Origin of the sequence: Vibrio sp. Y58_MX_L22, from assembly GCF_024181865.1 — a bacterium.
GTDB lineage: Bacteria > Pseudomonadota > Gammaproteobacteria > Enterobacterales > Vibrionaceae > Vibrio > Vibrio alginolyticus.
Genome location: NZ_JAMZAN010000005.1, coordinates 37,069 through 61,697, shown reverse-complemented (window position 1 = coordinate 61,697; position 24,629 = coordinate 37,069). Strand labels below are relative to the sequence as shown.

20 protein-coding genes and 8 tRNA genes are annotated in these 24,629 nt (G+C 45.5%); 1 reads left to right on the top strand and 27 read right to left on the bottom strand.

Annotation, left to right across the window (positions count from 1 at the left end):
• Nucleotides 1-24: 24 nt before the first annotated feature.
• The 15 genes from NL626_RS13040 to pncC all read right to left on the bottom strand — a co-directional run bounded on the left by NL626_RS13040 (nt 25) and on the right by pncC (nt 8,909).
• A complete protein-coding gene (locus tag NL626_RS13040) occupies nt 25-282 on the bottom strand; it encodes an oxaloacetate decarboxylase subunit gamma (RefSeq protein ID WP_005379932.1) in 258 nt (85 codons plus the stop codon).
• 553 nt (nt 283-835) lie between these two features.
• Nucleotides 836-912: transfer RNA gene (locus NL626_RS13035), tRNA-Arg, on the bottom strand.
• Between the two features lie 52 nt (nt 913-964).
• A tRNA-Arg gene (locus NL626_RS13030) sits at nt 965-1,041 on the bottom strand.
• Nucleotides 1,042-1,094: 53 nt separating this feature from the next.
• A tRNA-Arg gene (locus NL626_RS13025) sits at nt 1,095-1,171 on the bottom strand.
• Nucleotides 1,172-1,223: 52 nt separating this feature from the next.
• Nucleotides 1,224-1,300, bottom strand: a tRNA-Arg gene (locus NL626_RS13020).
• Nucleotides 1,301-1,355: 55 nt separating this feature from the next.
• Nucleotides 1,356-1,432, bottom strand: a tRNA-Arg gene (locus tag NL626_RS13015).
• A gap of 85 nt (nt 1,433-1,517) precedes the next feature.
• Nucleotides 1,518-1,609 (bottom strand) — tRNA-Ser (locus tag NL626_RS13010).
• A 29-nt stretch (nt 1,610-1,638) separates the two neighbouring features.
• Nucleotides 1,639-1,715 (bottom strand) — tRNA-Arg (locus NL626_RS13005).
• 31 nt (nt 1,716-1,746) lie between these two features.
• Nucleotides 1,747-1,838, bottom strand: a tRNA-Ser gene (locus tag NL626_RS13000).
• 334 nt (nt 1,839-2,172) lie between these two features.
• Nucleotides 2,173-2,370: a carbon storage regulator CsrA gene (csrA, locus tag NL626_RS12995; protein WP_004415691.1), complete on the bottom strand. Its 198-nt coding sequence runs from the start codon at nt 2,368-2,370 to the stop codon at nt 2,173-2,175.
• 92 nt (nt 2,371-2,462) lie between these two features.
• Nucleotides 2,463-3,650 carry an aspartate kinase gene (locus NL626_RS12990; RefSeq protein ID WP_005383803.1) on the bottom strand — a complete coding sequence of 396 codons (1,188 nt, stop codon included), beginning with the start codon at nt 3,648-3,650 and terminating at the stop codon, nt 2,463-2,465.
• Between the two features lie 212 nt (nt 3,651-3,862).
• On the bottom strand, nt 3,863-6,445 hold the full coding sequence (gene alaS / locus NL626_RS12985) for an alanine--tRNA ligase (RefSeq protein ID WP_005380872.1): 2,583 nt from the start codon (nt 6,443-6,445) through the stop codon (nt 3,863-3,865).
• A 142-nt stretch (nt 6,446-6,587) separates the two neighbouring features.
• A complete protein-coding gene (recX, locus tag NL626_RS12980) occupies nt 6,588-7,055 on the bottom strand; it encodes a recombination regulator RecX (RefSeq protein WP_017633543.1) in 468 nt (155 codons plus the stop codon).
• A gap of 127 nt (nt 7,056-7,182) precedes the next feature.
• The gene (gene recA / locus NL626_RS12975) at nt 7,183-8,226 is read right to left on the bottom strand and encodes a recombinase RecA (protein WP_005380874.1); all 1,044 of its coding nucleotides are present in this window, start codon (nt 8,224-8,226) and stop codon (nt 7,183-7,185) included.
• Nucleotides 8,227-8,426: 200 nt separating this feature from the next.
• Nucleotides 8,427-8,909, bottom strand: a complete 483-nt coding sequence (gene pncC, locus NL626_RS12970; protein ID WP_017633544.1) for a nicotinamide-nucleotide amidase — start codon at nt 8,907-8,909, stop codon at nt 8,427-8,429.
• Between the two features lie 84 nt (nt 8,910-8,993).
• Between pncC and mutS the strand changes: the two genes are divergently transcribed.
• Nucleotides 8,994-11,555 carry a DNA mismatch repair protein MutS gene (gene mutS, locus NL626_RS12965; protein ID WP_017633545.1) on the top strand — a complete coding sequence of 854 codons (2,562 nt, stop codon included), beginning with the start codon at nt 8,994-8,996 and terminating at the stop codon, nt 11,553-11,555.
• A gap of 82 nt (nt 11,556-11,637) precedes the next feature.
• Here mutS and rpoS read toward each other — a convergent pair whose 3' ends face one another.
• From rpoS to relA, 12 genes are all read right to left on the bottom strand, one after another.
• On the bottom strand, nt 11,638-12,624 hold the full coding sequence (gene rpoS, locus NL626_RS12960) for an RNA polymerase sigma factor RpoS (protein WP_005380887.1): 987 nt from the start codon (nt 12,622-12,624) through the stop codon (nt 11,638-11,640).
• Between the two features lie 80 nt (nt 12,625-12,704).
• Entirely contained in the window at nt 12,705-13,628 is a 924-nt protein-coding gene (locus NL626_RS12955; protein WP_253657426.1) for a peptidoglycan DD-metalloendopeptidase family protein, read from the bottom strand.
• A gap of 19 nt (nt 13,629-13,647) precedes the next feature.
• Nucleotides 13,648-14,274, bottom strand: a complete 627-nt coding sequence (locus tag NL626_RS12950) for a protein-L-isoaspartate(D-aspartate) O-methyltransferase (protein WP_005380892.1) — start codon at nt 14,272-14,274, stop codon at nt 13,648-13,650.
• A complete protein-coding gene (surE, locus tag NL626_RS12945; protein ID WP_005380894.1) occupies nt 14,274-15,050 on the bottom strand; it encodes a 5'/3'-nucleotidase SurE in 777 nt (258 codons plus the stop codon). The genes NL626_RS12950 and surE overlap by 1 nt, the downstream gene beginning before the upstream one ends.
• Nucleotides 15,050-16,093, bottom strand: coding sequence for a tRNA pseudouridine(13) synthase TruD (gene truD / locus NL626_RS12940; protein WP_154205036.1), 1,044 nt, complete (start codon nt 16,091-16,093; stop codon nt 15,050-15,052). Before truD ends, surE begins: the two co-directional genes overlap by 1 nt.
• Before the next feature lie 45 nt (nt 16,094-16,138).
• Entirely contained in the window at nt 16,139-16,615 is a 477-nt protein-coding gene (gene ispF / locus NL626_RS12935; RefSeq protein ID WP_005380896.1) for a 2-C-methyl-D-erythritol 2,4-cyclodiphosphate synthase, read from the bottom strand.
• A gap of 14 nt (nt 16,616-16,629) precedes the next feature.
• Complete coding sequence (ispD, locus tag NL626_RS12930) at nt 16,630-17,337, bottom strand: 2-C-methyl-D-erythritol 4-phosphate cytidylyltransferase (RefSeq protein ID WP_017821625.1); 708 nt, start codon at nt 17,335-17,337, stop codon at nt 16,630-16,632.
• A gap of 1 nt (nt 17,338) precedes the next feature.
• Nucleotides 17,339-17,620 (bottom strand): cell division protein FtsB, encoded by a 282-nt coding sequence (ftsB, locus tag NL626_RS12925; protein WP_005380907.1) that lies wholly within the window; start codon nt 17,618-17,620, stop codon nt 17,339-17,341.
• Nucleotides 17,621-18,021: 401 nt separating this feature from the next.
• Nucleotides 18,022-19,323 (bottom strand): phosphopyruvate hydratase, encoded by a 1,302-nt coding sequence (gene eno, locus NL626_RS12920; RefSeq protein WP_005383785.1) that lies wholly within the window; start codon nt 19,321-19,323, stop codon nt 18,022-18,024.
• 78 nt (nt 19,324-19,401) lie between these two features.
• On the bottom strand, nt 19,402-21,042 hold the full coding sequence (locus NL626_RS12915) for a CTP synthase (protein ID WP_021034029.1): 1,641 nt from the start codon (nt 21,040-21,042) through the stop codon (nt 19,402-19,404).
• Between the two features lie 211 nt (nt 21,043-21,253).
• Nucleotides 21,254-22,051, bottom strand: a complete 798-nt coding sequence (gene mazG / locus NL626_RS12910) for a nucleoside triphosphate pyrophosphohydrolase (RefSeq protein ID WP_253657425.1) — start codon at nt 22,049-22,051, stop codon at nt 21,254-21,256.
• Between the two features lie 349 nt (nt 22,052-22,400).
• Complete coding sequence (gene relA, locus NL626_RS12905) at nt 22,401-24,620, bottom strand: GTP diphosphokinase (RefSeq protein ID WP_005380915.1); 2,220 nt, start codon at nt 24,618-24,620, stop codon at nt 22,401-22,403.
• Between the last annotated feature and the right edge of the window lie 9 nt (nt 24,621-24,629).

Below are 24,629 nucleotides of genomic sequence, written 5' to 3'. Positions count from 1 at the left end.
AACTCCTTTTTAATCCTAGTTCGGCTACTTCGCGAATGAGGCGCGATGTTTATGAATCGCAGCCGAGATCGCCGCCACTACTTGTGGACTAACAGCTGAAGAGGTTGATTGAATATTAGTGTTTGTTTTTGGTGCTGCGATCGGCTCTGGTACTTCTTCTGGTACCAATTTCGACATTAACCGAACGAGATAAACAAGAATAGTGAGGAAAATAAATACGACCGCCATCCCCGTTAGCATCAGGGTGGCCGCATCTACTAGCAGGCTTCCTATATTAGTCATGTTGCTTCCTTTCTTTGTCATCCTGACAACGTGCAGGACTTTAATAGTGTCAAATCCCGACCCATGGATTATCTCGATTGGTTAAATTTTGTCAATTTTGTTTAAGGAAGGTTTGTAGTAATCCTGATAAATGATTATTTATTCACTACCCAGATCACAGTTCATGACAAAATAATCACTTCAAATCGCTATCACCTTACGAACAGAGTAAAGGAGGACATAAATAAAAACTGCGATTTAGATTTCAAAATCAAATCGGGACTCACGCAGTAAAAACCAACAAAAACAAAAAGATGAACAAGATTAACAATAAACAAACAAATAACAAACAAAGTGACTACATGAGAGTGATTGAAATGAAAAATGGAAGTCAGTGTATAGGAGGGATAATCAGGATGATTTCACACGATGCGACAGAAGCTTGATAGCAAATTGCTTAGATACGCACATATTCGCTTTTAAAAAAGAGGAACATAGGCTCTAGTGATCCTACGCCATATTTCAGATGTCTAGATACAAAAAAGCCTCGCAATTGCGAGGCTGTTTCAATGAGTGGCGCGTCCTGGAGGATTCGAACCTCCGACCGCCTGGTTCGTAGCCAGGTACTCTATCCAGCTGAGCTAAGGACGCGCAGTTTTCGATATCGACTTTCGTCAACATCAGGGCATTACCCTGCAATAAGTGGCGCGTCCTGGAGGATTCGAACCTCCGACCGCCTGGTTCGTAGCCAGGTACTCTATCCAGCTGAGCTAAGGACGCGCAAGTTTTCGATATCGACTTTCGTCAACATCAGGGCATTACCCTTTAATAAGTGGCGCGTCCTGGAGGATTCGAACCTCCGACCGCCTGGTTCGTAGCCAGGTACTCTATCCAGCTGAGCTAAGGACGCGCAGTTTTCGATATCGACTTTCGTCAACATCAGGGTATTACCCTTTAATAAGTGGCGCGTCCTGGAGGATTCGAACCTCCGACCGCCTGGTTCGTAGCCAGGTACTCTATCCAGCTGAGCTAAGGACGCGCAATAATCTTATTTTACTTTGTATAACCCGTTTATCAAACGAATTATTAAATAGTGGCGCGTCCTGGAGGATTCGAACCTCCGACCGCCTGGTTCGTAGCCAGGTACTCTATCCAGCTGAGCTAAGGACGCGCAGATCTTCTTGCTAAGAAGTTGTGAAGTAAATCACATTCATTTCTTACGAAACAAAAAAAAGGCCATCGGGCCAGTCAATGAATGGCGGTGAAGGAGGGATTCGAACCCTCGATACGGGATAAACCGTATACTCCCTTAGCAGGGGAGCGCCTTCAGCCTCTCGGCCACCTCACCGTTTTCATTGTTATATCTCAAAAGAGATATGGCGCGTCCTGGAGGATTCGAACCTCCGACCGCCTGGTTCGTAGCCAGGTACTCTATCCAGCTGAGCTAAGGACGCACTTTTTGTTGATAAATCAACGTTGCAAGAATGGCGGTGAAGGAGGGATTCGAACCCTCGATACGGGATAAACCGTATACTCCCTTAGCAGGGGAGCGCCTTCAGCCTCTCGGCCACCTCACCGTCTTGCGGAGGCACATATTACGTTTTACCGAAAATATGTCAAACACTTTCTTTGAAAAAATCTACGAAACTGGCTTAACCGTTGCTGATTTAATCAAAGTGACTATTAAACGAACTTTATCACTCTATTATGATGAAAAAAAGAGAGTCTTCTCTGAAAAAAAGACATTTATTTTCAAATAACTTTCTGAAGTTCGAATCAACATTATTGATGAATTCACAGCCATACTCAACACAATAGTTTCTGCAAATTTTCAAAAACAGTAAAAACTAAAAAGGCCAACCCTTCGGTTAGCCTTTTTCATTCAAACTAAGCTCTGTAAACAGGAGCGACTTAGTAGTTACCTGAAGCAACGTTGCCATTGCCTTTTTCAGCTTGAATGCGCATGTAGATTTCTTCACGGTGAACTGAAACCTCTTTCGGAGCGTTAACGCCGATACGCACTTGGTTACCTTTAACACCTAGTACAGTTACAGTCACTTCATCACCAATCATCAGTGTTTCGCCTACGCGGCGAGTCAAAATTAGCATTCTTTGCTCCTTGAGTAATCTCTAAATTTTCTTGCTACAAAGCTATTATCCAACAAAAGTTATATTTTCGTAAACTACCTTGTTAGCGAAAATCAGCCTAAAAAGGCATGTTTTTGTTGAATGTTTAATGCTTCACTAGACGTAATGTAAGCATCATGCAGAATGTTTGCTGCTGTATCCACACATTCGGGTGCTAAAACTAGCATCATAGTGAGTGCATTCGTTGCGCTGAAATTGATCTCAATATCTCGCTTTGCCAACAAATCGCATGCGTGCTCTACCATTCCATTGGCCTCAAGCCCCACTGCGGTCAACAGGCTTACCACTTCACTATTACGGATTTTGTCGCTGAACACCAGATCGAACTTGGCACATGCATCTTGTTTTATCATGATACCTGCCCGTTCTGTTTCCTCGATCACATTCCAAATGTCGATACCCAACATCTGACATTGTTTTGTAGCACTAGATAAATGTTCTTTATCGACTTCGATTATGGCAAGGTCACGTTGAATGGCTATACCAGAGACGGCTTGATTGCCTAACTCCCCCTTTACCAGACTGCCTTCATTAACATCAAATGTCGAAAGCACGCGCAGTGGCACATTATTCTTCCATGCAAATTGCACTGAAGGTAAATGTAATACTTTCGCGCCTCGGCTTGCCATCGCTTCCATGGAAGGAAAATCGATAACCGCCAATTTTCGCGCGTTTTTCACTACACGTGGGTCACAAGTATAAATACCATCAACGTCGGTAAAGATTTGACACTCATCAGCGCGCAATGCGCCTGCCAGTGCCACTGCGCTCGTATCTGAGCCACCTCGACCTAATGTGGTGATATCCCCGTTCTCATTCACACCTTGAAAGCCTGCAACAATCACGATTTGGTCTTGCTCAAGCAATCCCAGAATTGTCTTAGTATCAATGTGTTTAATCGTTGCGTCATTGTGTTGATTATCCGTCACAATATTCGCCTGTGCTCCGGTAAGCGAGCGTGCAGCATGACCCAATTTATTGAGTGTCATTGCTAACAGTGCCATTGACACTTGCTCACCAGCAGAGAGCAAAACATCAAGTTCTCGAGCTGTAGGCACGCTATCTATCTGTTTAGCGAGGTCCATCAGTCTGTTTGTTTCGCCTGACATTGCAGACACGACAACAACAACTTGATTGCCATCATTTTTCGCCTTAATGATGTGTTCAGCAACTTGGTGGATTCTTTCAATTGAACCCACGGAGGTTCCGCCAAACTTTTGCACGATAAGGGGCTTTTTCACCAGTCTTCACCTTCCCAAGACCGAAGTCTCTTTAGAACTGCTTACATCGTCAGTATTTCCTTTTAGAAAAATTATATAAGCAGTAGTTACAACAAAAACCAAATAGCCTAAATGACTCGGTTAACTTTTGGTCAATTAAACCACTTGGCTGCTAAAAAAAATTACGCTCAATCAAAGAAACTTGATTGAGCGTAATTTTAGTAGTTAAAAGCTTATAAGCGCTCTTCTAACCAAGGCTGAACTGTTTTAATTGCCTCTGGTAGTGCGGCTACATCAGTACCACCAGCTTGAGCCATGTCAGGACGACCACCGCCCTTACCACCGACTTGCTCAGCAATCATCTTAACTAGATCACCAGCTTTTACTTTACCAGTTAGATCTTTAGTCACACCAGCAATCAGGCCAACCTTGTCACCTGTTACGTTAGCAAGCAGTACGACACCAGACCCCATTTGGTTCTTGATGTCATCAACCATAGTACGTAGGTTCTTGCTGTCAGCGCCTTCAAGAGCTGCGACTAGAACTTTTGTACCATTGACTTCAACCGCTTTGCCCATGATGTTAGCGCTTTCTGCTGCCGCCATCTTATCTTTTAGCTTCTGCACTTCTTTCTCTAGCGCTTTTGCTTTCTGTGCAGATTCTGCCAGTTTCTCTTCGTACTTCGCGTTTTGAGCTTCAATAGCGTCTAATGCAGCCTCGCCTGTTACCGCCTCAATACGTCGAATACCTGCAGCAATGCCGCTTTCTGAAGTGATTTTGAATAGGCCAATATCACCTGTGCTTGATGCGTGAATACCACCGCAAAGCTCTGTCGAGAAGTCGCCCATAGATAGTACGCGTACTTCGTCGTCGTACTTCTCGCCGAATAGAGCCATTGCGCCTTTCTTCTTAGCAGACTCAATGTCCATCACGTTGGTTTCAATCGTGTGGTTGCGACGAATTTGCGCGTTAACTAGGCGCTCAACTTCTTTCAACTCTGCTGCGGTTACGGCTTCTAGATGCGAGAAGTCGAAACGTAGGTTGTCTGCCTTCACCAATGAGCCTTTCTGCGTTACGTGCTCACCTAAAACTTGGCGTAGTGCTGCGTGTAGCAAGTGCGTTGCTGAGTGGTTTAGAGAGATAGCTGCGCGACGCTCTGCGTCAACGATAGTTGCTACTTCATCACCTTTCGCTAGAACGCCTTCTGCCATTACACCGTGGTGCGCGATTGCGTTACCTAGTTTTTGAGTGTCCTCAACGCGGAATACACCAGACTCAGTACGGATTTCACCAGCGTCACCACACTGACCGCCTGACTCTGCGTAGAATGGTGTTTCACCAAGTACGATGATTGCTTTGTCGCCCGCAGATAGCGAATCTACTTCGTTGCCTTCAACGAACATCGCTGCTACAGAACTAGAGCCTTTAGTACCTGTGTAACCACAGAATTCTGTTTGCGTATCAACTTTGATTGCCGCGTTGTAGTCAGTACCGAAGTTACCCGCTTCACGCGCACGTTGACGCTGTTCTTCCATCGCTTTCTCAAAACCTTCTTCGTCGATTGCGAACTCACGCTCACGTGCAACGTCGTTAGTTAAGTCAGCTGGGAAGCCGTAAGTGTCGTAAAGTTTAAATACGGTTTCGCCGTCCAGTACTTTACCATCTAGGTTATCTAATGCTTCGTTTAGAATCGCCATACCGCGCTCAAGTGTACGACCAAAGTTTTCTTCTTCGATACGCAGTACTTTTTCAACCACAGCTTGTTGACGCTTCAGCTCTTCACCAGCCGTACCCATGATGTCAGCTAGAACGCCAACCAACTTGTGGAAGAATGCACCTTGTGCGCCCAGCTTGTTACCGTGACGAACTGCACGACGGATGATACGGCGTAATACGTAACCACGACCTTCGTTTGAAGGCATAACGCCATCCACGATCAGGAATGAACATGAACGGATGTGGTCAGCGATAACGCGTAGTGATTGGTTTGATAGGTCTTCGTAACCGATCACTTCTGCTGCTGCTTTGATAAGAGCTTGGAATACATCGATTTCGTAGTTTGAGTGAACGCCCTGCATGATTGCAGAGATACGCTCGATACCCATACCAGTATCTACCGATGGTTTTGGTAGCGGTTCCATAGTGCCGTCTGCGTGACGGTTGAACTGCATGAATACGTTGTTCCAGATCTCGATAAAACGGTCACCATCTTCTTCAGGCGTGCCAGGACGGCCACCCCAGATGTGCTCACCGTGATCGTAGAAGATTTCAGTACATGGACCACAAGGGCCAGTGTCGCCCATTTGCCAGAAGTTATCAGACTCGTACGGCTTGCCGCCTTCTTTATCACCAATGCGAACAATACGATCAGCGGGTACGCCAACTTTCTTGTTCCAGATGTCAAACGCTTCGTCATCGGTTTCGTAAACAGTTACCAATAAACGATCCGCTGGCAGTTTAAGAACTTCGGTTAGGAATTCCCAAGCAAAGGAGATCGCATCTTCTTTGAAGTAATCGCCAAAGCTGAAGTTGCCTAACATTTCAAAGAATGTGTGGTGGCGAGCAGTAAAGCCAACATTTTCTAGGTCGTTATGTTTACCACCAGCACGTACGCAACGCTGAGCCGTAGTCGCTCGAGTGTAGGCTCGTTTTTCTAAGCCTAAGAAACAATCTTTAAATTGGTTCATACCTGCGTTTGTGAACAGCAGGGTTGGGTCGTTATGTGGAACTAACGATGAACTTTCTACGATTTGGTGTCCTTTGCTCTCAAAGAACTTGAGGAACGCGTTACGAACCTCATCAGTGCTCATGTACATGCAGCTCTTCCTGAAAATAGTCGAGTTAGAATTTTGCCGTATTGTAGATCATGCAAACAGCTGAGACTAGTTTTCTTGAGGAAAAGAGGGAGTAGGAGAAAAAATTTGAAGCAAAACAAAAATCAGTGCGGACGACTGACCGTTAATCTTCGTCCTCAAAGCTCAGCGCGTAGCTGATTTGGTCAAAACTGTAGCCACGATATTGCAGAAAACGAACTTGTTTTGCGTACTCTTTTTGGTCTTTGGCTTTAATACCTTTGAATTTCTTTTCTGCCGCCTGTTTAGCCAGTTCAAACCAATCTTGCGGCTCTTCAGCCATAGCTTGCTCAATCACCGATTCCGCAACACGCTTCTGGTTTAACTCTTGACGAATTCGACGCTCTCCATGTCCTTTGTATACATGCTGTCTAATTTGACTCTTCGCGTAACGTAAATCATCTAAATAGTTATGGTCTAGGCAAAAATTAATTGCGATGTCGATGTCTGATTCTTCATAGCCCTTCATCGATAATTTTTGGTAAAGCTCATACTGACCATGATCGCGACGGCTAAGCAATTGGATAGCTGCCTCTTTGCTCGATAATGTTGGCGCCTGGCGTTTTTGGTACATGATGATCCTAAAAGTATTTTTGCTGTACAGGCTCTCAATGGCCTTTGTGATAATTCGATTTTTGATTTCAATAGATACAACAAAGCCCCGCATTGCAGGGCTTTGTCATTTATTAATCTATGAGAGATTAAAACTCTTCAGCTTGCTCTGGCGCTTCACCAGCTTCAGGCGCTTCCGCAAGTGCTGGCGCTAGCAACATTTCACGCAGTTTTGTATCGATAGTTTTAGCCACTTCAGGATGCTCACGCAGGTAGTTACACGCATTCGCTTTACCTTGACCAATCTTATCGCCATTGTAGCTATACCAAGCACCGGCTTTTTCAACTAACTTGTGCTTCACACCTAGATCGACAAGTTCACCTTCGCGGTTAAAGCCTTGGCCGTACATGATTTGTGTGTTTGCTTCTTTAAATGGTGCTGCAATCTTATTCTTAACAACTTTGATGCGCGTTTCGTTACCTACGACTTCGTCACCTTCTTTGATTGCGCCAGTACGACGGATATCTAGACGAACAGAAGCGTAGAACTTAAGTGCGTTACCACCTGTTGTTGTTTCTGGGTTACCAAACATCACACCAATCTTCATACGGATTTGGTTGATGAAGATACACATACAGTTAGACTGCTTTAGGTTACCCGTTAGCTTACGCATTGCTTGAGAAAGCATACGTGCTTGCAGGCCCATGTGGCTATCGCCCATTTCGCCTTCGATTTCTGCTTTCGGTGTTAGCGCTGCAACAGAGTCGACAACCATAACATCGATAGCACCAGAACGTGCAAGTGCGTCACAGATCTCTAGCGCTTGCTCACCTGTGTCTGGCTGAGAAACTAGCAATGCATCGATATCTACGCCAAGTTTCTTCGCGTATACAGGATCTAGAGCGTGCTCTGCATCGATAAACGCACAAGTTTTGCCTTCACGTTGCGCAGCAGCAATAAGCTCAAGGGTTAATGTTGTTTTACCTGAAGATTCTGGGCCGTAGATTTCTACGATACGACCCATTGGTAGACCACCAGCACCCAAAGCGATATCAAGAGAAAGAGAACCCGTTGAGATGGTTTCTACGTCCATTGCGCGGTTATCACCAAGGCGCATGATAGAGCCTTTACCGAATTGCTTTTCAATTTGACCTAGCGCAGCGGCGAGCGCTTTCTGTTTGTTCTCGTCCATTACTTTCTCCGATTTATTCATCTTCTTTGGGCGACGAATAGTAATTCATTTTTCTTAAGCAGAAGAACTGCTCAGCAATGAAAGTTATTATACTGTTGATTCATACAGTGTCCATACCTGTATGAAAAAAATTTGGCTGACCTAAAGTCATGATTTGCTCTAGCCCTTATCAATGCTGGGCTAAAACAAGTTAAGAAATTCTAGAGCAGATGTTGATACAATTGAGTCAACGCGTGCTCGACCGCTTTTTTGCGAACTTCTGCACGGTCACCAGTAAAATGCATGGTTTCTACTTGCTGCCAACTTTGGTTATCAGCAAAAGCAAAGCAGACCATACCGACTGGTTTCTCTTCACTGCCACCACCCGGCCCTGCAATACCACTGATGGACACACCGATGGTCGCATTGGAGTTTTTAATTGCACCCTGTACCATTTCAATCACAACTGGCTCACTCACTGCACCATGCGCTTCTAACGTTGAAGCTTGCACACCAAGCATCTCCATTTTCGCTTCATTACTGTAGGTGACAAACGCACGGTCAAGCCACGCTGAACTACCAGCAATGTCAGTAATGGCGGTTGCAACACCACCACCTGTGCATGATTCTGCGGTCGTTAAAAGATGCCCGTGTTTAGCCAATAATGCGCCTAAATCGGCACTCAATTTTGTTGTTTTTTCCATAGCCAAAATGCCCTTTGTCTCTTTTTACTTGATAGGGATTCACGTATCCTAAGCCGCTACGGAAATAAACAAAAGAACTTACCTGTGAAAGCTGAACAAAAACACACTCCGATGATGCAGCAATACCTCAAGCTAAAAGCTGAGAACCCAGAGATTTTGCTGTTCTACCGCATGGGCGATTTCTACGAACTCTTTTACGATGATGCCAAGCGAGCTTCTCAGCTTCTTGATATTTCATTGACCAAACGTGGTGCGTCTGCAGGTGAACCTATCCCAATGGCGGGTGTGCCATTTCACGCCGTAGAGGGCTACCTGGCAAAACTTGTTCAGCTTGGTGAGTCTGTGGCGATCTGTGAACAGATTGGCGATCCGGCCACCAGCAAGGGCCCAGTAGAACGTAAAGTTGTGCGTATCGTGACACCAGGTACAGTGACGGATGAGGCGCTGCTTTCTGAGCGTGTCGATAACTTAATCGCAGCAATTTACCATCACAACGGTAAGTTCGGTTATGCGACGCTGGATGTCACCTCTGGTCGCTTCCAACTGACAGAACCAGAAACTGAAGAAGCGATGACAGCCGAACTTCAACGTACCGCACCACGTGAGCTACTGTTCCCAGAAGATTTTGAACCTGTACATTTAATGGCGAGCCGCAATGGTAACCGTCGTCGCCCAGTCTGGGAGTTTGAGCTTGATACGGCTAAGCAACAACTCAATCAACAATTTGGCACAAAAGATCTGGTTGGTTTTGGTGTAGAACATGCGTCCTTAGGGTTATGTGCTGCTGGTTGTTTGATCCAGTACGTAAAAGATACTCAACGTACGGCTTTACCTCATATTCGCTCTTTAACGTTTGATCATCAGGATCAATCCGTCATCCTTGATGCTGCTACCCGACGTAATCTGGAAATTACTCAAAATCTAGCAGGCGGAACCGATAACACGCTCGCTGCAGTACTCGACCATTGTGCAACTCCGATGGGCAGCCGAATGCTGAAGCGTTGGTTGCATCAGCCTATGCGTTGCATTGAAACGTTAAACAATCGCCTTGATGCGATTGGTGAGATTAAAGAACAAGCTCTGTTTGCTGATCTTCAACCAACGTTAAAGCAAATTGGTGATATTGAACGTATCTTAGCGCGCCTTGCATTACGCTCTGCTCGCCCTCGCGATATGGCTAGACTTCGCAATGCCATGCAACAGCTACCAGAGCTAGAATCTGTCACCGCTTCTTTGACCCATCCGTACCTAACGAAATTGGCGAAGTATGCAGCTCCGATTGACGAAGTATGTGACCTGTTAGAGCGCGCGATTAAAGAAAATCCGCCGGTTGTTATTCGTGATGGTGGCGTCATCGCTGAAGGCTACAATGCGGAGCTCGATGAATGGCGAAAATTGGCAGACGGTGCAACAGAATATCTTGAGCAGCTTGAGCGAGATGAGCGTGAACGACACGGTATCGATACGCTTAAAGTAGGCTACAACAACGTTCATGGCTTCTTTATCCAAGTAAGCCGTGGCCAGAGCCATTTGGTTCCACCGCATTATGTACGTCGCCAAACACTCAAAAACGCTGAACGCTACATCATCCCAGAGCTTAAGGAACACGAAGACAAAGTACTTAACTCGAAATCTAAAGCGTTAGCACTTGAGAAACAGTTGTGGGAAGAACTGTTTGATCTATTGATGCCAAACCTTGAGAAGCTGCAAAACCTAGCTTCTGCCCTGTCTCAACTGGATGTATTACAAAACCTAGCAGAGCGTGCAGATTCGTTAGATTACTGCCGCCCAACGCTTGTGAAAGACGCAGGAATTCACATTCAAGCTGGTCGTCATCCAGTCGTAGAACAAGTAACAACAGAGCCGTTCATCGCGAACCCAATTGAGCTTAACCCAGCCCGTAAGATGTTGATCATCACCGGTCCAAACATGGGTGGTAAATCAACCTACATGCGTCAAACTGCGCTGATTGCATTGATGGCACATATTGGCTCTTATGTACCGGCAGAATCCGCACAGATTGGTTCTTTAGATCGTATATTTACTCGTATTGGTGCATCAGATGATCTTGCATCTGGCCGCTCGACCTTCATGGTAGAAATGACCGAAACAGCCAATATTCTTCACAACGCAACTAAGAACAGTTTGGTGCTAATGGATGAAATCGGACGCGGTACTAGTACTTACGACGGTCTGTCTTTAGCTTGGGCAAGTGCGGAATGGCTCGCAACACAAATTGGTGCGATGACCCTATTTGCAACTCACTACTTCGAATTAACAGAGTTACCGAACCAACTGCCAAGCTTAGCGAACGTTCACTTGGATGCCGTAGAACATGGAGACAGCATTGCCTTTATGCACGCAGTTCAAGAAGGTGCGGCAAGTAAGTCTTACGGCTTGGCTGTTGCGGGCTTAGCTGGCGTACCAAAAACGGTCATCAAAAATGCGCGTAACAAGCTATCTCAGCTAGAGCAACTGGGGCAAAACAGTGACACACCGCGTCCAAGTGCAGTAGATGTGGCTAACCAGTTGAGCCTGATTCCAGAGCCTAGCGAGGTCGAACAAGCTCTGTCAGGTATTGATCCTGACGACTTAACGCCACGCCAAGCTCTTGAAGAGCTGTATCGCTTGAAGAAGATGCTGTAAACAGACTCACACCAACGAGCAAAAAAGAAAAAAGGCTATGGGGAACCATAGCCTTTTGCGTATCTAGTGAAATACGGATTATTTAATCGTCTTCTACGTTAAATAAGTTTTCCATATTCAAACCTTGTTTGATTAGGACTTCACGAAGACGACGTAAACCTTCCACTTGTATTTGACGTACTCGCTCACGTGTCAGACCAATCTCTCGACCAACTTCTTCCAGCGTCGAAGGCTCGTAGCCTAGTAGGCCGAAGCGACGTGCAAGCACTTCTTTCTGTTTCGGATTCAACTCTTCTAACCAATGAATCAACGATGATTTGATGTCGTCATCTTGAGTCGAAACTTCTGGATCAGAGTTGTTTGCATCAGGAATAATATCCAGCAGCGCTTTCTCACCGTCACCACCGATTGGCGTGTCGACAGAGCTAATACGCTCATTAAGGCGTAACATTTTGCTTACGTCTTCGACTGGAATATCTAATTGAGCAGCAATTTCTTCTGCGGTCGGTTCGTGATCGAGCTTTTGAGAAAGTTCACGCGCAGTACGCAGATAAATGTTCAGCTCTTTCACTACGTGGATAGGTAGACGGATCGTGCGAGTTTGGTTCATCAACGCTCGCTCTATCGTTTGTCGGATCCACCATGTTGCGTAAGTAGAGAAACGGAAACCACGTTCTGGGTCGAATTTTTCGACCGCTCGGATCAAGCCGAGGTTACCTTCTTCAATCAGATCGAGTAGTGCTAGACCACGGTTACTGTATCGACGAGAAATCTTAACAACCAAACGTAGGTTACTTTCGATCATACGTTTGCGTGCCGCTTCGTCGCCACGTAGGGCGCGTCTTGCGTAAAGCACTTCTTCTTCGGCAGTAAGTAAAGGTGAGAAGCCAATTTCGCCCAAATACAACTGAGTTGCGTCTAAGCTTTTACTGCTCGCGTCAAATTCTTCACGCGCAGTCGCTTTGCTTTCTGTGGATGATGATCTTTCGAGTTCGTTATCAATGGTCTTCACTGACGCATTGTCAAATGCAAACTCTTCAACTTTGGTTACTGTGTTGCTGATACTCATAACGCCTCCCCCTGGCGAGTTAGCAAGACATGACAACTCAATATGTCGCTAAATGATGTCGCAAGTTGTTTTTCAAAGTTTTAAGGCAAATAGCGCTTTGGATTCACTGATTTACCTTGATAGCGAATTTCAAAGTGTAGTTTGACCGACTTTGCACCTGAACTACCCATGGTGGCGATTTTTTGTCCGCTTTTTACGCTTTGTCCTTCTGTGACCAGCAGTTTGTCATTGTGTGCGTATGCGCTTAAATAATTGTCGTTATGCTTTACTATAATTAAGTTGCCATAACCTCGTAGCGCATTGCCTGAATAAACGACTGTGCCGGCTGCGGTTGAAACGATAGGTTGACCACGCTGTCCTGCGATGTCGATACCTTTATTTCCCTGTTCTCCCGCCGAAAAGTTCTTGATTACTCTCCCTTTTGTTGGCCACAACCACTTTGAGACTTTATCACTCTTTGCTGTGGTAGTTGGCGCTTTTTGCTTCACTTTTTGGTTATCTTTTGAACCAACATACTCCTTTGTTTTCGATTGTTCAACCTTCTTTGGAGGCTGTTTTTGTACGACTTTAGGCTTAGTCTCTGTAGGTTTTTGACTAGAGTTTTTACTCGAGGATTTAGGTTTAGAGGCTGTTGATGTTTTCGTCACTGGAGCTGGGGGTGTCGTAACAACAGGAGCCACAACGGGTTCAACTTTTTGACCATATTTAGGGGCGACATATTTCGGAGCCCAAAGTTTTAGCCTCTGTCCTGGGTAGATAGTGTAAGGCTGAGTTAACTCATTGTAACGAACAAGATCATTTACATCTTTATCTGTGACATAAGCTATGAAGTAAAGCGTATCGCCTTTTTTTACCTCATAATAACTCCCTCTGTAACTCCCTCTTTCAAGGCTTGAATAGTCTTTTTTTAGACTAGAGACAGGTGCAGGGGAATGCGCTGCACAACCAACTAGTCCTGCAGCAAACACAAAGCTAATACCAATATGACGTAGTAACTTATTCACCTATCCCTATCCCTAACCCTTAAGCTAAATCACCCGCAACCAGAGGTACGAACCGAACCATTTCTACAACGGTAGAGAGATATTCGTCTCCCTTACGCTCTATTTTTAATAACTGTTGCTCCGTATCTCCAACAGGAATGACCATTTTGCCGCCATCTCTTAATTGTGAGAGAAGAGCTTGGGGAATCACTTCAGCGGCAGCGGTAACAATGATAGCATCGAAAGGACCTCTCGCTTCCCAGCCCTGCCACCCATCAGCATGCTTAGTTGAAACATTGTAAATATCCAATTGCTTCAGGCGACGCTTTGCTTCCCATTGCAACGATTTAATTCGCTCAACGGAGTATACATGATCAACAATTTGCGCCAGTACCGCGGTTTGATAACCCGATCCCGTTCCGATTTCCAGAACACGACTCGCCGGCTCTAGCTCAAGCAACTCGGTCATACGCGCAACGATATAAGGCTGAGAAATAGTTTGTCCCTGACCAATTGGTAACGCATTGTTATCATAGGCTTGGTGCATCATCGCTTGAGAAACAAAGCTTTCTCGTGGCAAGCGTTGGATAGCATCCAGAACTCTTTGGTCTTTGATGCCACTGGAGATAAGAAACGCTATCAACCTGTCAGCATGTGGGTTACTCATTACTTCTCTTCCTTTAACCAACTATCCATAGCACGCAGCGACTCGTGAGCGGTGAGATCAACTTGCAGAGGCGTCATTGAAACTCGGCCATGCTCAATTGCATAAAAGTCCGTGCCCTCTCCTGCATCTTGCTCCTTTCCTGGTGGCCCTAACCAATAAATGTCATGGCCTCTCGGATCTTTCTGCTTGATCATATTCTCTGCGTGATGACGTGCACCTAAACGCGTAACTTCAATTTCACCTAAATTCTCTGATGGTAAGTCAGGCACGTTTACGTTCAGTAGACGATTCGTTGGAATCGGCGACGCTAAATGCTGTTGTACAATTTGACGTGCAATTTTAGCGGCGGATTCGAAATGTCGCTTACCCACTAGAGAAAAAGCCACCGACTGAACGCCAAGGAAATGACCTTCCATGGCTGCTGCTACTGTTCCAGAATAAAGAACATCATCACCCAAATTAGCGCCATGGTTGATTCCTGACAGAACAAGATCAGGCAAATCATCTTTCATTAGCTCATTCAGCGCGAAATGCACACAATCCGTGGGCGTGCCTTGCACTGAGTAGATATTTGGGGCAATTTCAGTCACGCGTAATGGTTGTTCCAACGTGAGCGAGTTAGAAGCACCTGAACGATTTCGATCAGGTGCGACAATGGTCACTTCAGCGATATCTCTCAACTCATCAGCGAGGGCATGAATCCCTTGAGCATGAACACCATCATCATTGCTGATTAAGACTCTTAAGGGCTTCGGGTTTCGTGAATCCTGTTCCATTAGTATTCTCTTTCTACTTCAACCTCATTAACTAACTCACGAACAATAGAGGTCGCAAAAGATCCCGCATCCAGTGAGAAAGTCAGCGTAATGTTGTTACCTTCAACCGTCCAAGCTAAATCTTTTGGCTTTAGCGCAATATCGCGACGGTCGTGGCGCATGCGATTACCACGAATCAGCGCCATGAGGTCAGGCTCTTCGTCTAAAAACGGTTGCTCTAATGCCAGAGCCTCGGCTTGAGTAGGCAGTGCATTATCGCCAGCAAGCGCAGCGGTAATTGCCGCTTCACCTTGTGCAAATTGCACTTGCAGAGCAGCGATGTTGTTTGCATCAATCAACTGAGTGCCAGAATTCGTCTGTGCAATGTCACCATCAATGAACTTATCAAACACACCATTCTCTAGACGAGCTGAAACGATGCGGTTGAAAATCCACGAACGAGCCGCTGATAAATACATACTGCGCTTGTTTTGATTGCGGGTACGAACGTTTTCGCGTCCCCATCGACGTGCTTCTTCAAGGTTGTTGCCATCGTTACCAAAACGCTGACTACCAAAGTAGTTTGGCACGCCAACTTGTTTCACTTTTTCAAGACGTTGCTCTACATCCGCTATATCTGTCACTTCAGACAAAGTAACCACGAACTCGTTCCCTACTAGGTCACCAGGACGCAGTTTTTTATTGTGACGATCTGTTGCAAGGATTTCGATACTTGGGTATTGAGCCAAAAACGCTGAAAAATCTGGCGTTTCACCTTTTGGTAAATGGACACTTAACCACTGTTCCGTCACCGCATGACGGTCTTTAAGACCCGCCCAGCTAACGTCTTTCGACTTAACACCACAGGCTTTTGCTAACTCGTTAGCAACGAAGCTGGTGTTCTCGCCCGTTTTACGGATACGAACCATTAAGTGCTCGCCTTCGCCCGTAAAGGCAAAACCTAAATCTTCGCGAACCTGAAAATGCTCTGGCTGCGCTTTAATTTTTGCCGATGCAACTGGCTTACCCGTTAGGTAAGCCAATGAAGATAAAATGTCTGACATGATGTGTTTCCGCTGATATCACAGCTTAGAGGAGCAAATTGCTAGTTATTGCTTAAACAGAAGTACAACGGCTTCCGTTGCAATGCCTTCTTTGCGTCCAGTAAAACCGAGACGTTCTGTCGTCGTCGCTTTTACATTAATGTTACTAATGTCGGTTTCTAGGTCTTCGGCTATCGCCGCACACATTGCGTCAATGTGTGGTGCCATTTTAGGCGCTTGTGCCATGATGGTTACATCAGCATTGCCAAGACGGTAGCCTTGCTCTTTAACTCGACGGTAAACGTCTTTCAGTAATTCACGACTGTTTGCGCCTTTCCATTTATCATCCGTATCTGGGAAATGACGACCAATATCGCCGGCAGCAATCGCGCCCAGCAGAGCATCCGTTAACGCATGCAACGCTACATCGCCATCTGAGTGTGCAATCAAACCTTGCTCATAAGGGATTGCTACACCACCAATAATGACTGGGCCTTCACCACCGAATTTATGTACATCGAAACCATGACCAATTCGAATCATTTTCTATCCTTTCTTTATTCGCCGCGCTCACGGCTTAGATAAAACTCGGCTAACGCAAGGTCTTCTGGCTGAGTGATTTTTATATTGTTCGCATTCCCTTGAACTAAGGCTGGCTTCTCGCCTAACCACTCCAAAGCCGAGGCTTCATCAGTAATAGTTACACCCTGTTCTAATGCGTCAGCCAGTGCTTGAGTAAGCTGCTGAGTTTTAAACATTTGTGGAGTCAGTGCATGCCACAATGCTTCTCTATCTACCGTATGATCGATATCTTGCACTGCGTTTGCTCGCTTCATTGTATCTCTCACAGGAGATGCGAGAATGCCACCCGTTGAGTGGGCGCAGCAAACATCAATCAAACGGTCAATGTCGGATGTTAATACACATGGCCTCGCAGCGTCGTGGACTAATACCCACTCGCTTTCCAGATGCTCATTGACATAGTTTAGCCCTGATAACACAGAGTCTGCTCTTTCTTTACCACCAGCTACACGAATCACATCTGGGTGCTTAGCAATGGACAATTCTGGGTAATATGGGTCGCCGTCAGTAATGGCAACGACAACCTTAGAAATATTTGGGTGGGAAAGCAGTTTCTCTACGGTATGTTCCAGTACCGCTTTACCTTCGATCAATAAATATTGCTTAGGGCGATCTGCCTTCATTCTGCTACCCACACCCGCAGCTGGCACAATTGCGATATGCGATGAGTTCATATCCAACATTTTAATGGTTTTCCTCACCTATAATGCGGTAAAAAGTCTCGCCATCTTTAACTAAACCGAGCTCATGACGCGCACGTTCTTCAATCGCATCAAGACCTTGCCTTAAGTCATCAATCTCAGCGAACATTTCATTGTTGCGAGCTTGTAGCTTGCTGTTCACTTGTTGCTGAACTTCAATTTCATCTTTTACTGTGTAGTAGTCAGACACTCCGTTTTTACCAAACCATAGAGTGTATTGAAGCAAGCCAAACAGTAGCGTAAGGGCTATAACAAAGATTCGCATATCGCTGCTAACATTCTGTACCGGAAGGAATTAGATAAGGTGACATATATAGCATAAATGCGAGGTTGCCTCTAGGGGAGAAAGGGAGACTCACACGCTCCTTACAAGAAATAAGCAGCAAAATGAAACAAGCTCATAGGAAGCGCTCCTTACCCATGACCAAAGTAAGAGCCAAAAATACAAACCTATAAATACAAAAAACCGCCGTAGCGATGGTTTCAAAAAGCTATTTAGCGAAACTTTACTCAATAAGAATTAAGCTTGATCTTTAACTTCTTTGAGACCGCTTCCTTGAAACATGGAGGAGCGCGCTCATTTAGAGCTTCCGTCATATAAAAAACGCCCCGCAAGTGCGAGGCGTTTTCAAAAGCTTTAAGTTAAGCGGTTAATTCAATTAAGAATTAAGCTTGACCTTTAACTTCTTTAAGACCGTTGAAAGGAGCGCGCTCACCTAGAGCTTCCTCGATACGGATTAGCTGGTTGTACTTAGCAACACGGTCAGAACGGCTCATAGAACCAGTTTTGATTTGACCTGCAGCTGTACCTACCGCTAGGTCAGCGATAGTTGCATCTTCAGTTTCGCCAGAACGGTGAGAGATTACTGCTGTGTAACCTGCGTCTTTAGCCATCTTGATTGCAGCTAGAGTCTCAGTTAGAGAACCGATTTGGTTGAACTTGATAAGGATAGAGTTAGCTACGCCTTTCTCGATACCTTCAGCAAGGATCTTAGTGTTAGTAACGAATAGATCGTCACCTACTAGTTGAAGCTTGTCACCTAGTAGTTCAGTTTGGTGCTTGAAGCCATCCCAGTCAGACTCGTCTAGACCGTCTTCGATAGAAACGATTGGGAATTGGTTAGCTAGCTCAGCTAGGTAGTGGTTGAACTCTTCAGAAGTGAAAGTTTTACCTTCGCCTTTCATGTTGTAGATGCCAGCTTCTTTGTCGAAGAACTCAGATGCAGCACAGTCCATAGCTAGAGTTACGTCTTTACCTAGTTCGTAACCAGCAGCTGCAACAGCTTCTGCGATAACTTCTAGAGCTTCAGCGTTAGATTTAAGGTTAGGAGCGAAACCACCTTCATCACCAACTGCAGTGCTGTAGCCTTTAGACTTAAGAACTTTAGCTAGGTTGTGGAATACTTCTGCACCGATACGTAGACCTTCTTTAAGAGTCTTAGCGCCAACTGGTTGGATCATGAACTCTTGGATGTCAACGTTGTTGTCTGCGTGCTCACCACCGTTGATGATGTTCATCATTGGTAGAGGCATAGAGAACTGACCTGCAGTGCCGTTTAGCTCAGCGATGTGCTCGTATAGAGGCATGCCTTTCGCAGCAGCAGCAGCTTTAGCGTTTGCTAGAGAAACAGCTAGGATAGCGTTAGCACCGAATTTAGATTTGTTTTCAGTGCCGTCTAGTTCGATCATTACTGCGTCGATTGCAGCTTGGTCTTTAGCGTCTTTGCCAACTAGAGCTTCAGCGATTGGGCCGTTTACAGCTTCAACTGCTTTAAGAACACCTTTACCTAGGAAACGTGCTTTGTCACCGTCACGTAGCTCAAGAGCTTCGCGAGAACCAGTAGATGCGCCAGATGGAGCTGCCGCCATACCTACGAAACCGCCTTCTAGGTGTACTTCAGCTTCTACAGTTGGGTTACCACGTGAGTCGATGATTTCACGACCTAGAACTTTAACGATCTTAGACATTAATGTTTCCTCTCGTTTCAAATATAAATGTCAATCTTAAAGGGCAGCAGCACAACCTTCGCCGCCGCCCGTATCCTTTTACTTCTCGAATTCGCCGCGTGCGTTTTGGCCCGCAGCCTTAACAAAACCTGCAAACAATGGATGTCCATCGCGAGGAGTCGAGGTGAATTCTGGGTGGAACTGAGCCGCTACAAACCATGGGTGAGCTGGGTTCTCAATCATTTCCACTAACTTCTTGTCCGCAGATAGACCTGATACTTTTAGGCCTGCTTTTTCGATTTGCGGACGAAGCACGTTATTCACTTCGTAACGGTGACGGTGACGTTCATGGATCGTCGCGCTACCGTACAGTTCACGAGCTTTAGTCCCTTTCTCTAGGTGACATAGCTGTGAACCAAGACGCATCGTACCGCCTAAGTCAGACTTTTCAGTACGCTCTTCTACGCTACCTGATTCGTCTACCCACTCTGTGATCAAACCTACCACAGGGTACTTCGTCTCTTTGTTAAATTCTGTTGAATGTGCACCTTCCATACCCGCAACGTTACGCGCGTATTCGATTAGTGCAACTTGCATACCCAAACAAATACCTAGGTAAGGCACGTTATTTTCACGTGCATATTGAGCCGCACGGATCTTGCCTTCAATACCACGATCGCCGAAGCCACCTGGTACTAGGATTGCGTCCAAACCTTCTAGAAGTTCAACGCCTTTTGTTTCGATATCTTGTGAGTCTACATACTTAATTGTGACGCTTAGACGGTTTTTCAAGCCAGCGTGTTTAAGCGCTTCGTTCACAGATTTGTATGCATCTGGTAATTCAATGTATTTACCAACCATACCGATGGTTACTTCACCAGTAGGATTTGCTTCTTCGTAGATAACCTGTTCCCATTCAGAAAGGTCTGCTTCAGGAGCAGTAATACCAAAGCGAGCACACACAAGGTCATCTAGCCCTTGAGATTTAATCAACTGAGGGATCTTGTAGATAGAGTCTACATCCTTCATTGAAATTACTGCTTTTTCTGGAACATTACAGAACAGTGCGATTTTTTTACGCTCATTCGCAGGAATAACGCGATCGCTACGGCAAACTAGGATGTCTGGCTGAATACCGATAGATAGAAGTTCTTTTACAGAGTGTTGCGTCGGCTTAGTTTTCACTTCGCCCGCTGCCGCTAGGTAAGGAACAAGTGTTAGGTGCATGAACATTGCGCGCTCACGGCCTAGCTCAACAGCTAGCTGACGAATCGCTTCCATAAATGGTAGTGATTCGATATCACCAACAGTACCGCCAACTTCAACGATAGCCACATCATGGCCTTCAGAACCTGCAATAACGCGATCTTTGATTGCGTTAGTGATATGAGGGATAACTTGAATAGTTGCGCCTAGGTAGTCACCACGACGTTCTTTACGAAGTACGTCGGCATAAACACGACCTGCAGTGAAGTTGTTACGCTTGGTCATCTTGGTACGGATGAAACGCTCGTAGTGACCAAGGTCAAGGTCAGTCTCTGCGCCATCTTCTGTAACGAACACTTCACCGTGCTGAGTAGGGCTCATTGTGCCCGGGTCAACGTTGATGTAAGGGTCAAGCTTCATCATAGTCACTTTAAGACCACGAGCTTCTAGAATAGCCGCAAGAGATGCTGCTGCAATACCTTTACCTAGAGAGGATACAACCCCGCCAGTAACAAAAATGTAATTTGTCGTCATGTTTAACCTGAAATTGGTTGAATGAGGGAAATGGAGTGCTTCTGGACGGGAGATAAATATACCAGAAGCTCCTTACCGCCACAACGTGAAATCTATCACACCGTAATTTTTTATTTTTTGCTTCAAATCAAAGTGAGCAAAGACAAACCAAAGTCCGTTTTCGTGTAACCAAACAAGCTGACCTTATATTATGTATTCTGCCAGTTTACCTCTACCTCGATTCTTCTTGTTTTACTTCATCCCAAAAATGGTCGAGTTCTGATAAAGAACAATCTGTGAGTACTTTGCCTAACTGCTGGACCTTGCCTTCAACTTGTTTAAAACGTCGCGCAAACTTTACGTTTGCTTTTCCTAGCGCGACTTCTGGGTTTTTATCAAGGTGGCGAGCCAAATTGACAGTCGCAAATAGCAAATCACCGAGTTCCAACTCAACTTTCTCTTCATCGGGCTGAACTTGCAGTGCCTCTTCCATGACTTCGTCAATTTCTTCTCGTACTTTATCGACAACCGGGCCAAGTGAATCCCAATCAAACCCAAATTTTGCACATTTTTTCTGAATTTTTGTAGCACGAGAAAGTGCCGGTAAAGAGTTTGGTATTGAGTCTAGGATACTTTCTTCCGCTTTGCCTACTAGGGCTTTTTCTTTTGCTTTTTCCGCTTCCCAGTTCGCGTTAATTTCCTCGTCAGATTCAAACTCAACATCTGAAAAAACATGCGGGTGGCGACGAGTCAGTTTTTCGTTCACGGTTTCGACGACATCCGAAAAGTCGAACAGCTCTTGCTCTTTCGCTAGCTGACTGTAAAAAATCACCTGAAACAACAAATCCCCTAGCTCTTCTTTTAGATTGGGCCAATCTCGATTTTGAATCGCGTCCACCACCTCGTAGGTTTCTTCTATTGTATGCGGAACGATGGTGTCAAAGGTTTGTTTTAAGTCCCAAGGGCAACCGTTTTCGGGGTCACGCAGCTTCGCCATGATTTGTTCTAACTGTTCAATTGGATGACTCATTTTTTGTTCCTTTAAACCTTTCTATTAAAGAAAAAGGTGAGCAGCCAAAACCACTCACCTTCTACATTATATTTTCTCAGCAGCTTTCACTAAGTAATTGTTACTTTGACAAGGCAACAAGTTTTCGCGACTCCTGAGCATAGCCTACTATGTGATGCCCCTGAGCCGGCACGTCGGAATAAGTGCAGCTAACGCAGATAAAAAGCCAAATATGACGCAAGTGTAACTCTGTAAATAGTTGAAGTTGTAGCTAGGCGACAAACAAACGAGACTCCTGAGCATGGTTCACCATGTGATGGAGCGAGTGCGTGCAGTCAACAACGCTACAACGATAACTATGACGAGAGTTTTAGCCGAGGCGTTTCACCGTCATGACATCCTTGATCTGTTCCACACGTTTCGAAACCCGCGAAAGCACCTCAATATTGGTGACTTCTAGGTCAAAGTCCATGATGGCAAGTTGACGTCTGTAGTCGACTCGGTTCTTCATACTGGTCACTTTGATCTTTTCGTTGGCGAACAGTGTCGTAATGTCTTTGAGTAGACCACCTCGCTCCATCGCTTCAACACGCACGGTGAGGATGTATGACCCCACAAAGCCGCTGCCCCAGACTGTATCGATGATGCGCTCTGGCGCATGATGGCGCAGTTCTTCTAGCTGTTCACAGTCACTACGGTGTACTGAAATCCCACGACCTTGCGTTATGTAACCAGAGATATCGTCACCTGGAATTGGCTGACAGCAACGTGCTAGATGTGTCATTAGGTTATCGACGCCTTCTACTACAACTGCGTCTTTTTTCGGTCGGCTTTGCGCGGGTGATTTATGCTCAGCTTCTTGCAGTTTTTCCAGTGCTTGCTGGTCTTCTTCCTCTGCCGTTGGCTTGTTAACTAACGCGTTAATATGGTTAATGATTTGGTTGATGCGCAAATCACCGCTACCTACACCAACATACAATTCATCTGGTGTTTTGACGTTAAACCGCTTGAGGGCGTAATGCTCTGCATCTTTTAACGTTGCGCCAATTTTGGCTAACTCATGCTCAAGGATTTCACGACCTGCTTCAAGGTTCTTCTCACGGCTTTGTTTTCGGAACCAGGCGTTAATTTTGGCACGCGCACGACCAGAATGAACGAAGCCTAATGATGGGTTTAACCAGTCACGTGATGGGTTAGGTTCTTTCTGAGTGATAATCTCGACTTGGTCACCCATATGTAATTTATGCGTGAACGGCACAATACGACCTCCGACTTTGGCACCGATACAACGGTGTCCCACTTCGGAGTGAATGTGATAGGCAAAATCTAGCGGCGTTGCCCCCATTGGCAAATCGACAACATCACCACGTGGTGTAAAGGCATAAACACGGTCATCAAAGACTTGGCTACGCAGCTCATCGAGCATTTCGCCAGAGTCAGACATTTCTTCTTGCCAATCCAGTAACTTACGCAGCCACGTGATCTTCTCATCATAACCGCTTCGGCTGCTTGCCCCTTCTTTATATTTCCAGTGCGCTGCAACCCCCAGTTCCGACTCTTCATGCATTTGCTTGGTACGAATCTGGATCTCGATGGTTTTGCCTTCTGGCCCTAGAATTACTGTATGGATCGATTGATAACCGTTTGGTTTAGGGTTAGCAACGTAGTCATCAAACTCGCTCGGTAGGTGCTTGTATTTGGTGTGAACTACGCCTAAAGCCGCGTAACAATCTTGCAGTTTGTCCGCGATGATACGCACTGCTCGCACATCAAACAGCTCATCAAAGGCCAAACTCTTTTTCTGCATTTTTCGCCAAATGCTGTAGATGTGCTTAGGTCGACCACTCACTTCGGCATTGATGCCCGACACTTCCATTTCGTGCGTGAGGTCTTCAACAAAGTCTTTGATGTACTGTTCACGAACGATGCGTCGCTCAGAAAGCTGTTTGGCAATTTGTTTGTAAGTTTCCGGTTGTTGGTAGCGGAAAGCGTAATCTTCAATTTCCCATTTCAGCTGACCGATGCCTAATCGGTTTGCTAGCGGCGCATAGATGTTGGCACACTCTTTTGCCGCCGCACGTCGAACTTCATCTGGCGCTTTTTTAACTTCAATAAGGTTACAAATTCGTTCCGCGAGCTTGATAACTACGCAGCGGAAGTCATCCACCATGGCAAGCAGCATGCGGCGTACGTTATCTACCTGAGATGACGCTGCACTGCCTTCCATGTTGACGTTGAGTTGGCCAATAGCAGCCATTTCTTCAACGCCGTCGATTAATTTTATGATTTCTTTGCTGTATTTCTCTTCCAGAATTTCTCTGTTAAAAGCACCACTTGAAACCAAAGGAAACAGTTGAGCAGCCACTAAAGTGGCTTGATCCATAGACAAGGTGATCAAAATTTCGATCATTTCTCGTCCACGCCACAACAACAGCTCCGCTTGCTCGTTATCAGCTAATACCGTCTGGCAATCTCGATATACTTCGATTAAGCGTGAGGCTGTGTTTTTCTCTTGTCCTAGGCTAGCCACCCAGTTTTCGAGTTCAAACTGTTCATCTTGGTTTAAATGCGCGCTTCTTACCGCAACCATCTCATCATC

What these genes read in the sequence shown, in the direction of transcription:
- NL626_RS13040 (WP_005379932.1), bottom strand. Translation starts at nt 282, where the DNA reads ATGACTAATATAGGAAGCCTGCTAGTAGATGCGGCCACCCTGATGCTA.
- csrA (WP_004415691.1), bottom strand. Translation starts at nt 2,370, where the DNA reads ATGCTAATTTTGACTCGCCGCGTAGGCGAAACACTGATGATTGGTGAT.
- alaS (WP_005380872.1), bottom strand. Translation starts at nt 6,445, where the DNA reads ATGTACATGAGCACTGATGAGGTTCGTAACGCGTTCCTCAAGTTCTTT.
- recX (WP_017633543.1), bottom strand. Translation starts at nt 7,055, where the DNA reads ATGTACCAAAAACGCCAGGCGCCAACATTATCGAGCAAAGAGGCAGCT.
- recA (WP_005380874.1), bottom strand. Translation starts at nt 8,226, where the DNA reads ATGGACGAGAACAAACAGAAAGCGCTCGCCGCTGCGCTAGGTCAAATT.
- pncC (WP_017633544.1), bottom strand. Translation starts at nt 8,909, where the DNA reads ATGGAAAAAACAACAAAATTGAGTGCCGATTTAGGCGCATTATTGGCT.
- rpoS (WP_005380887.1), bottom strand. Translation starts at nt 12,624, where the DNA reads ATGAGTATCAGCAACACAGTAACCAAAGTTGAAGAGTTTGCATTTGAC.
- NL626_RS12950 (WP_005380892.1), bottom strand. Translation starts at nt 14,274, where the DNA reads ATGAGTAACCCACATGCTGACAGGTTGATAGCGTTTCTTATCTCCAGT.
- surE (WP_005380894.1), bottom strand. Translation starts at nt 15,050, where the DNA reads ATGGAACAGGATTCACGAAACCCGAAGCCCTTAAGAGTCTTAATCAGC.
- truD (WP_154205036.1), bottom strand. Translation starts at nt 16,093, where the DNA reads ATGTCAGACATTTTATCTTCATTGGCTTACCTAACGGGTAAGCCAGTT.
- ispF (WP_005380896.1), bottom strand. Translation starts at nt 16,615, where the DNA reads ATGATTCGAATTGGTCATGGTTTCGATGTACATAAATTCGGTGGTGAA.
- ispD (WP_017821625.1), bottom strand. Translation starts at nt 17,337, where the DNA reads ATGTTGGATATGAACTCATCGCATATCGCAATTGTGCCAGCTGCGGGT.
- ftsB (WP_005380907.1), bottom strand. Translation starts at nt 17,620, where the DNA reads ATGCGAATCTTTGTTATAGCCCTTACGCTACTGTTTGGCTTGCTTCAA.
- eno (WP_005383785.1), bottom strand. Translation starts at nt 19,323, where the DNA reads ATGTCTAAGATCGTTAAAGTTCTAGGTCGTGAAATCATCGACTCACGT.
- NL626_RS12915 (WP_021034029.1), bottom strand. Translation starts at nt 21,042, where the DNA reads ATGACGACAAATTACATTTTTGTTACTGGCGGGGTTGTATCCTCTCTA.
- mazG (WP_253657425.1), bottom strand. Translation starts at nt 22,051, where the DNA reads ATGAGTCATCCAATTGAACAGTTAGAACAAATCATGGCGAAGCTGCGT.
- relA (WP_005380915.1), bottom strand. Translation starts at nt 24,620, where the DNA reads ATGGTTGCGGTAAGAAGCGCGCATTTAAACCAAGATGAACAGTTTGAA.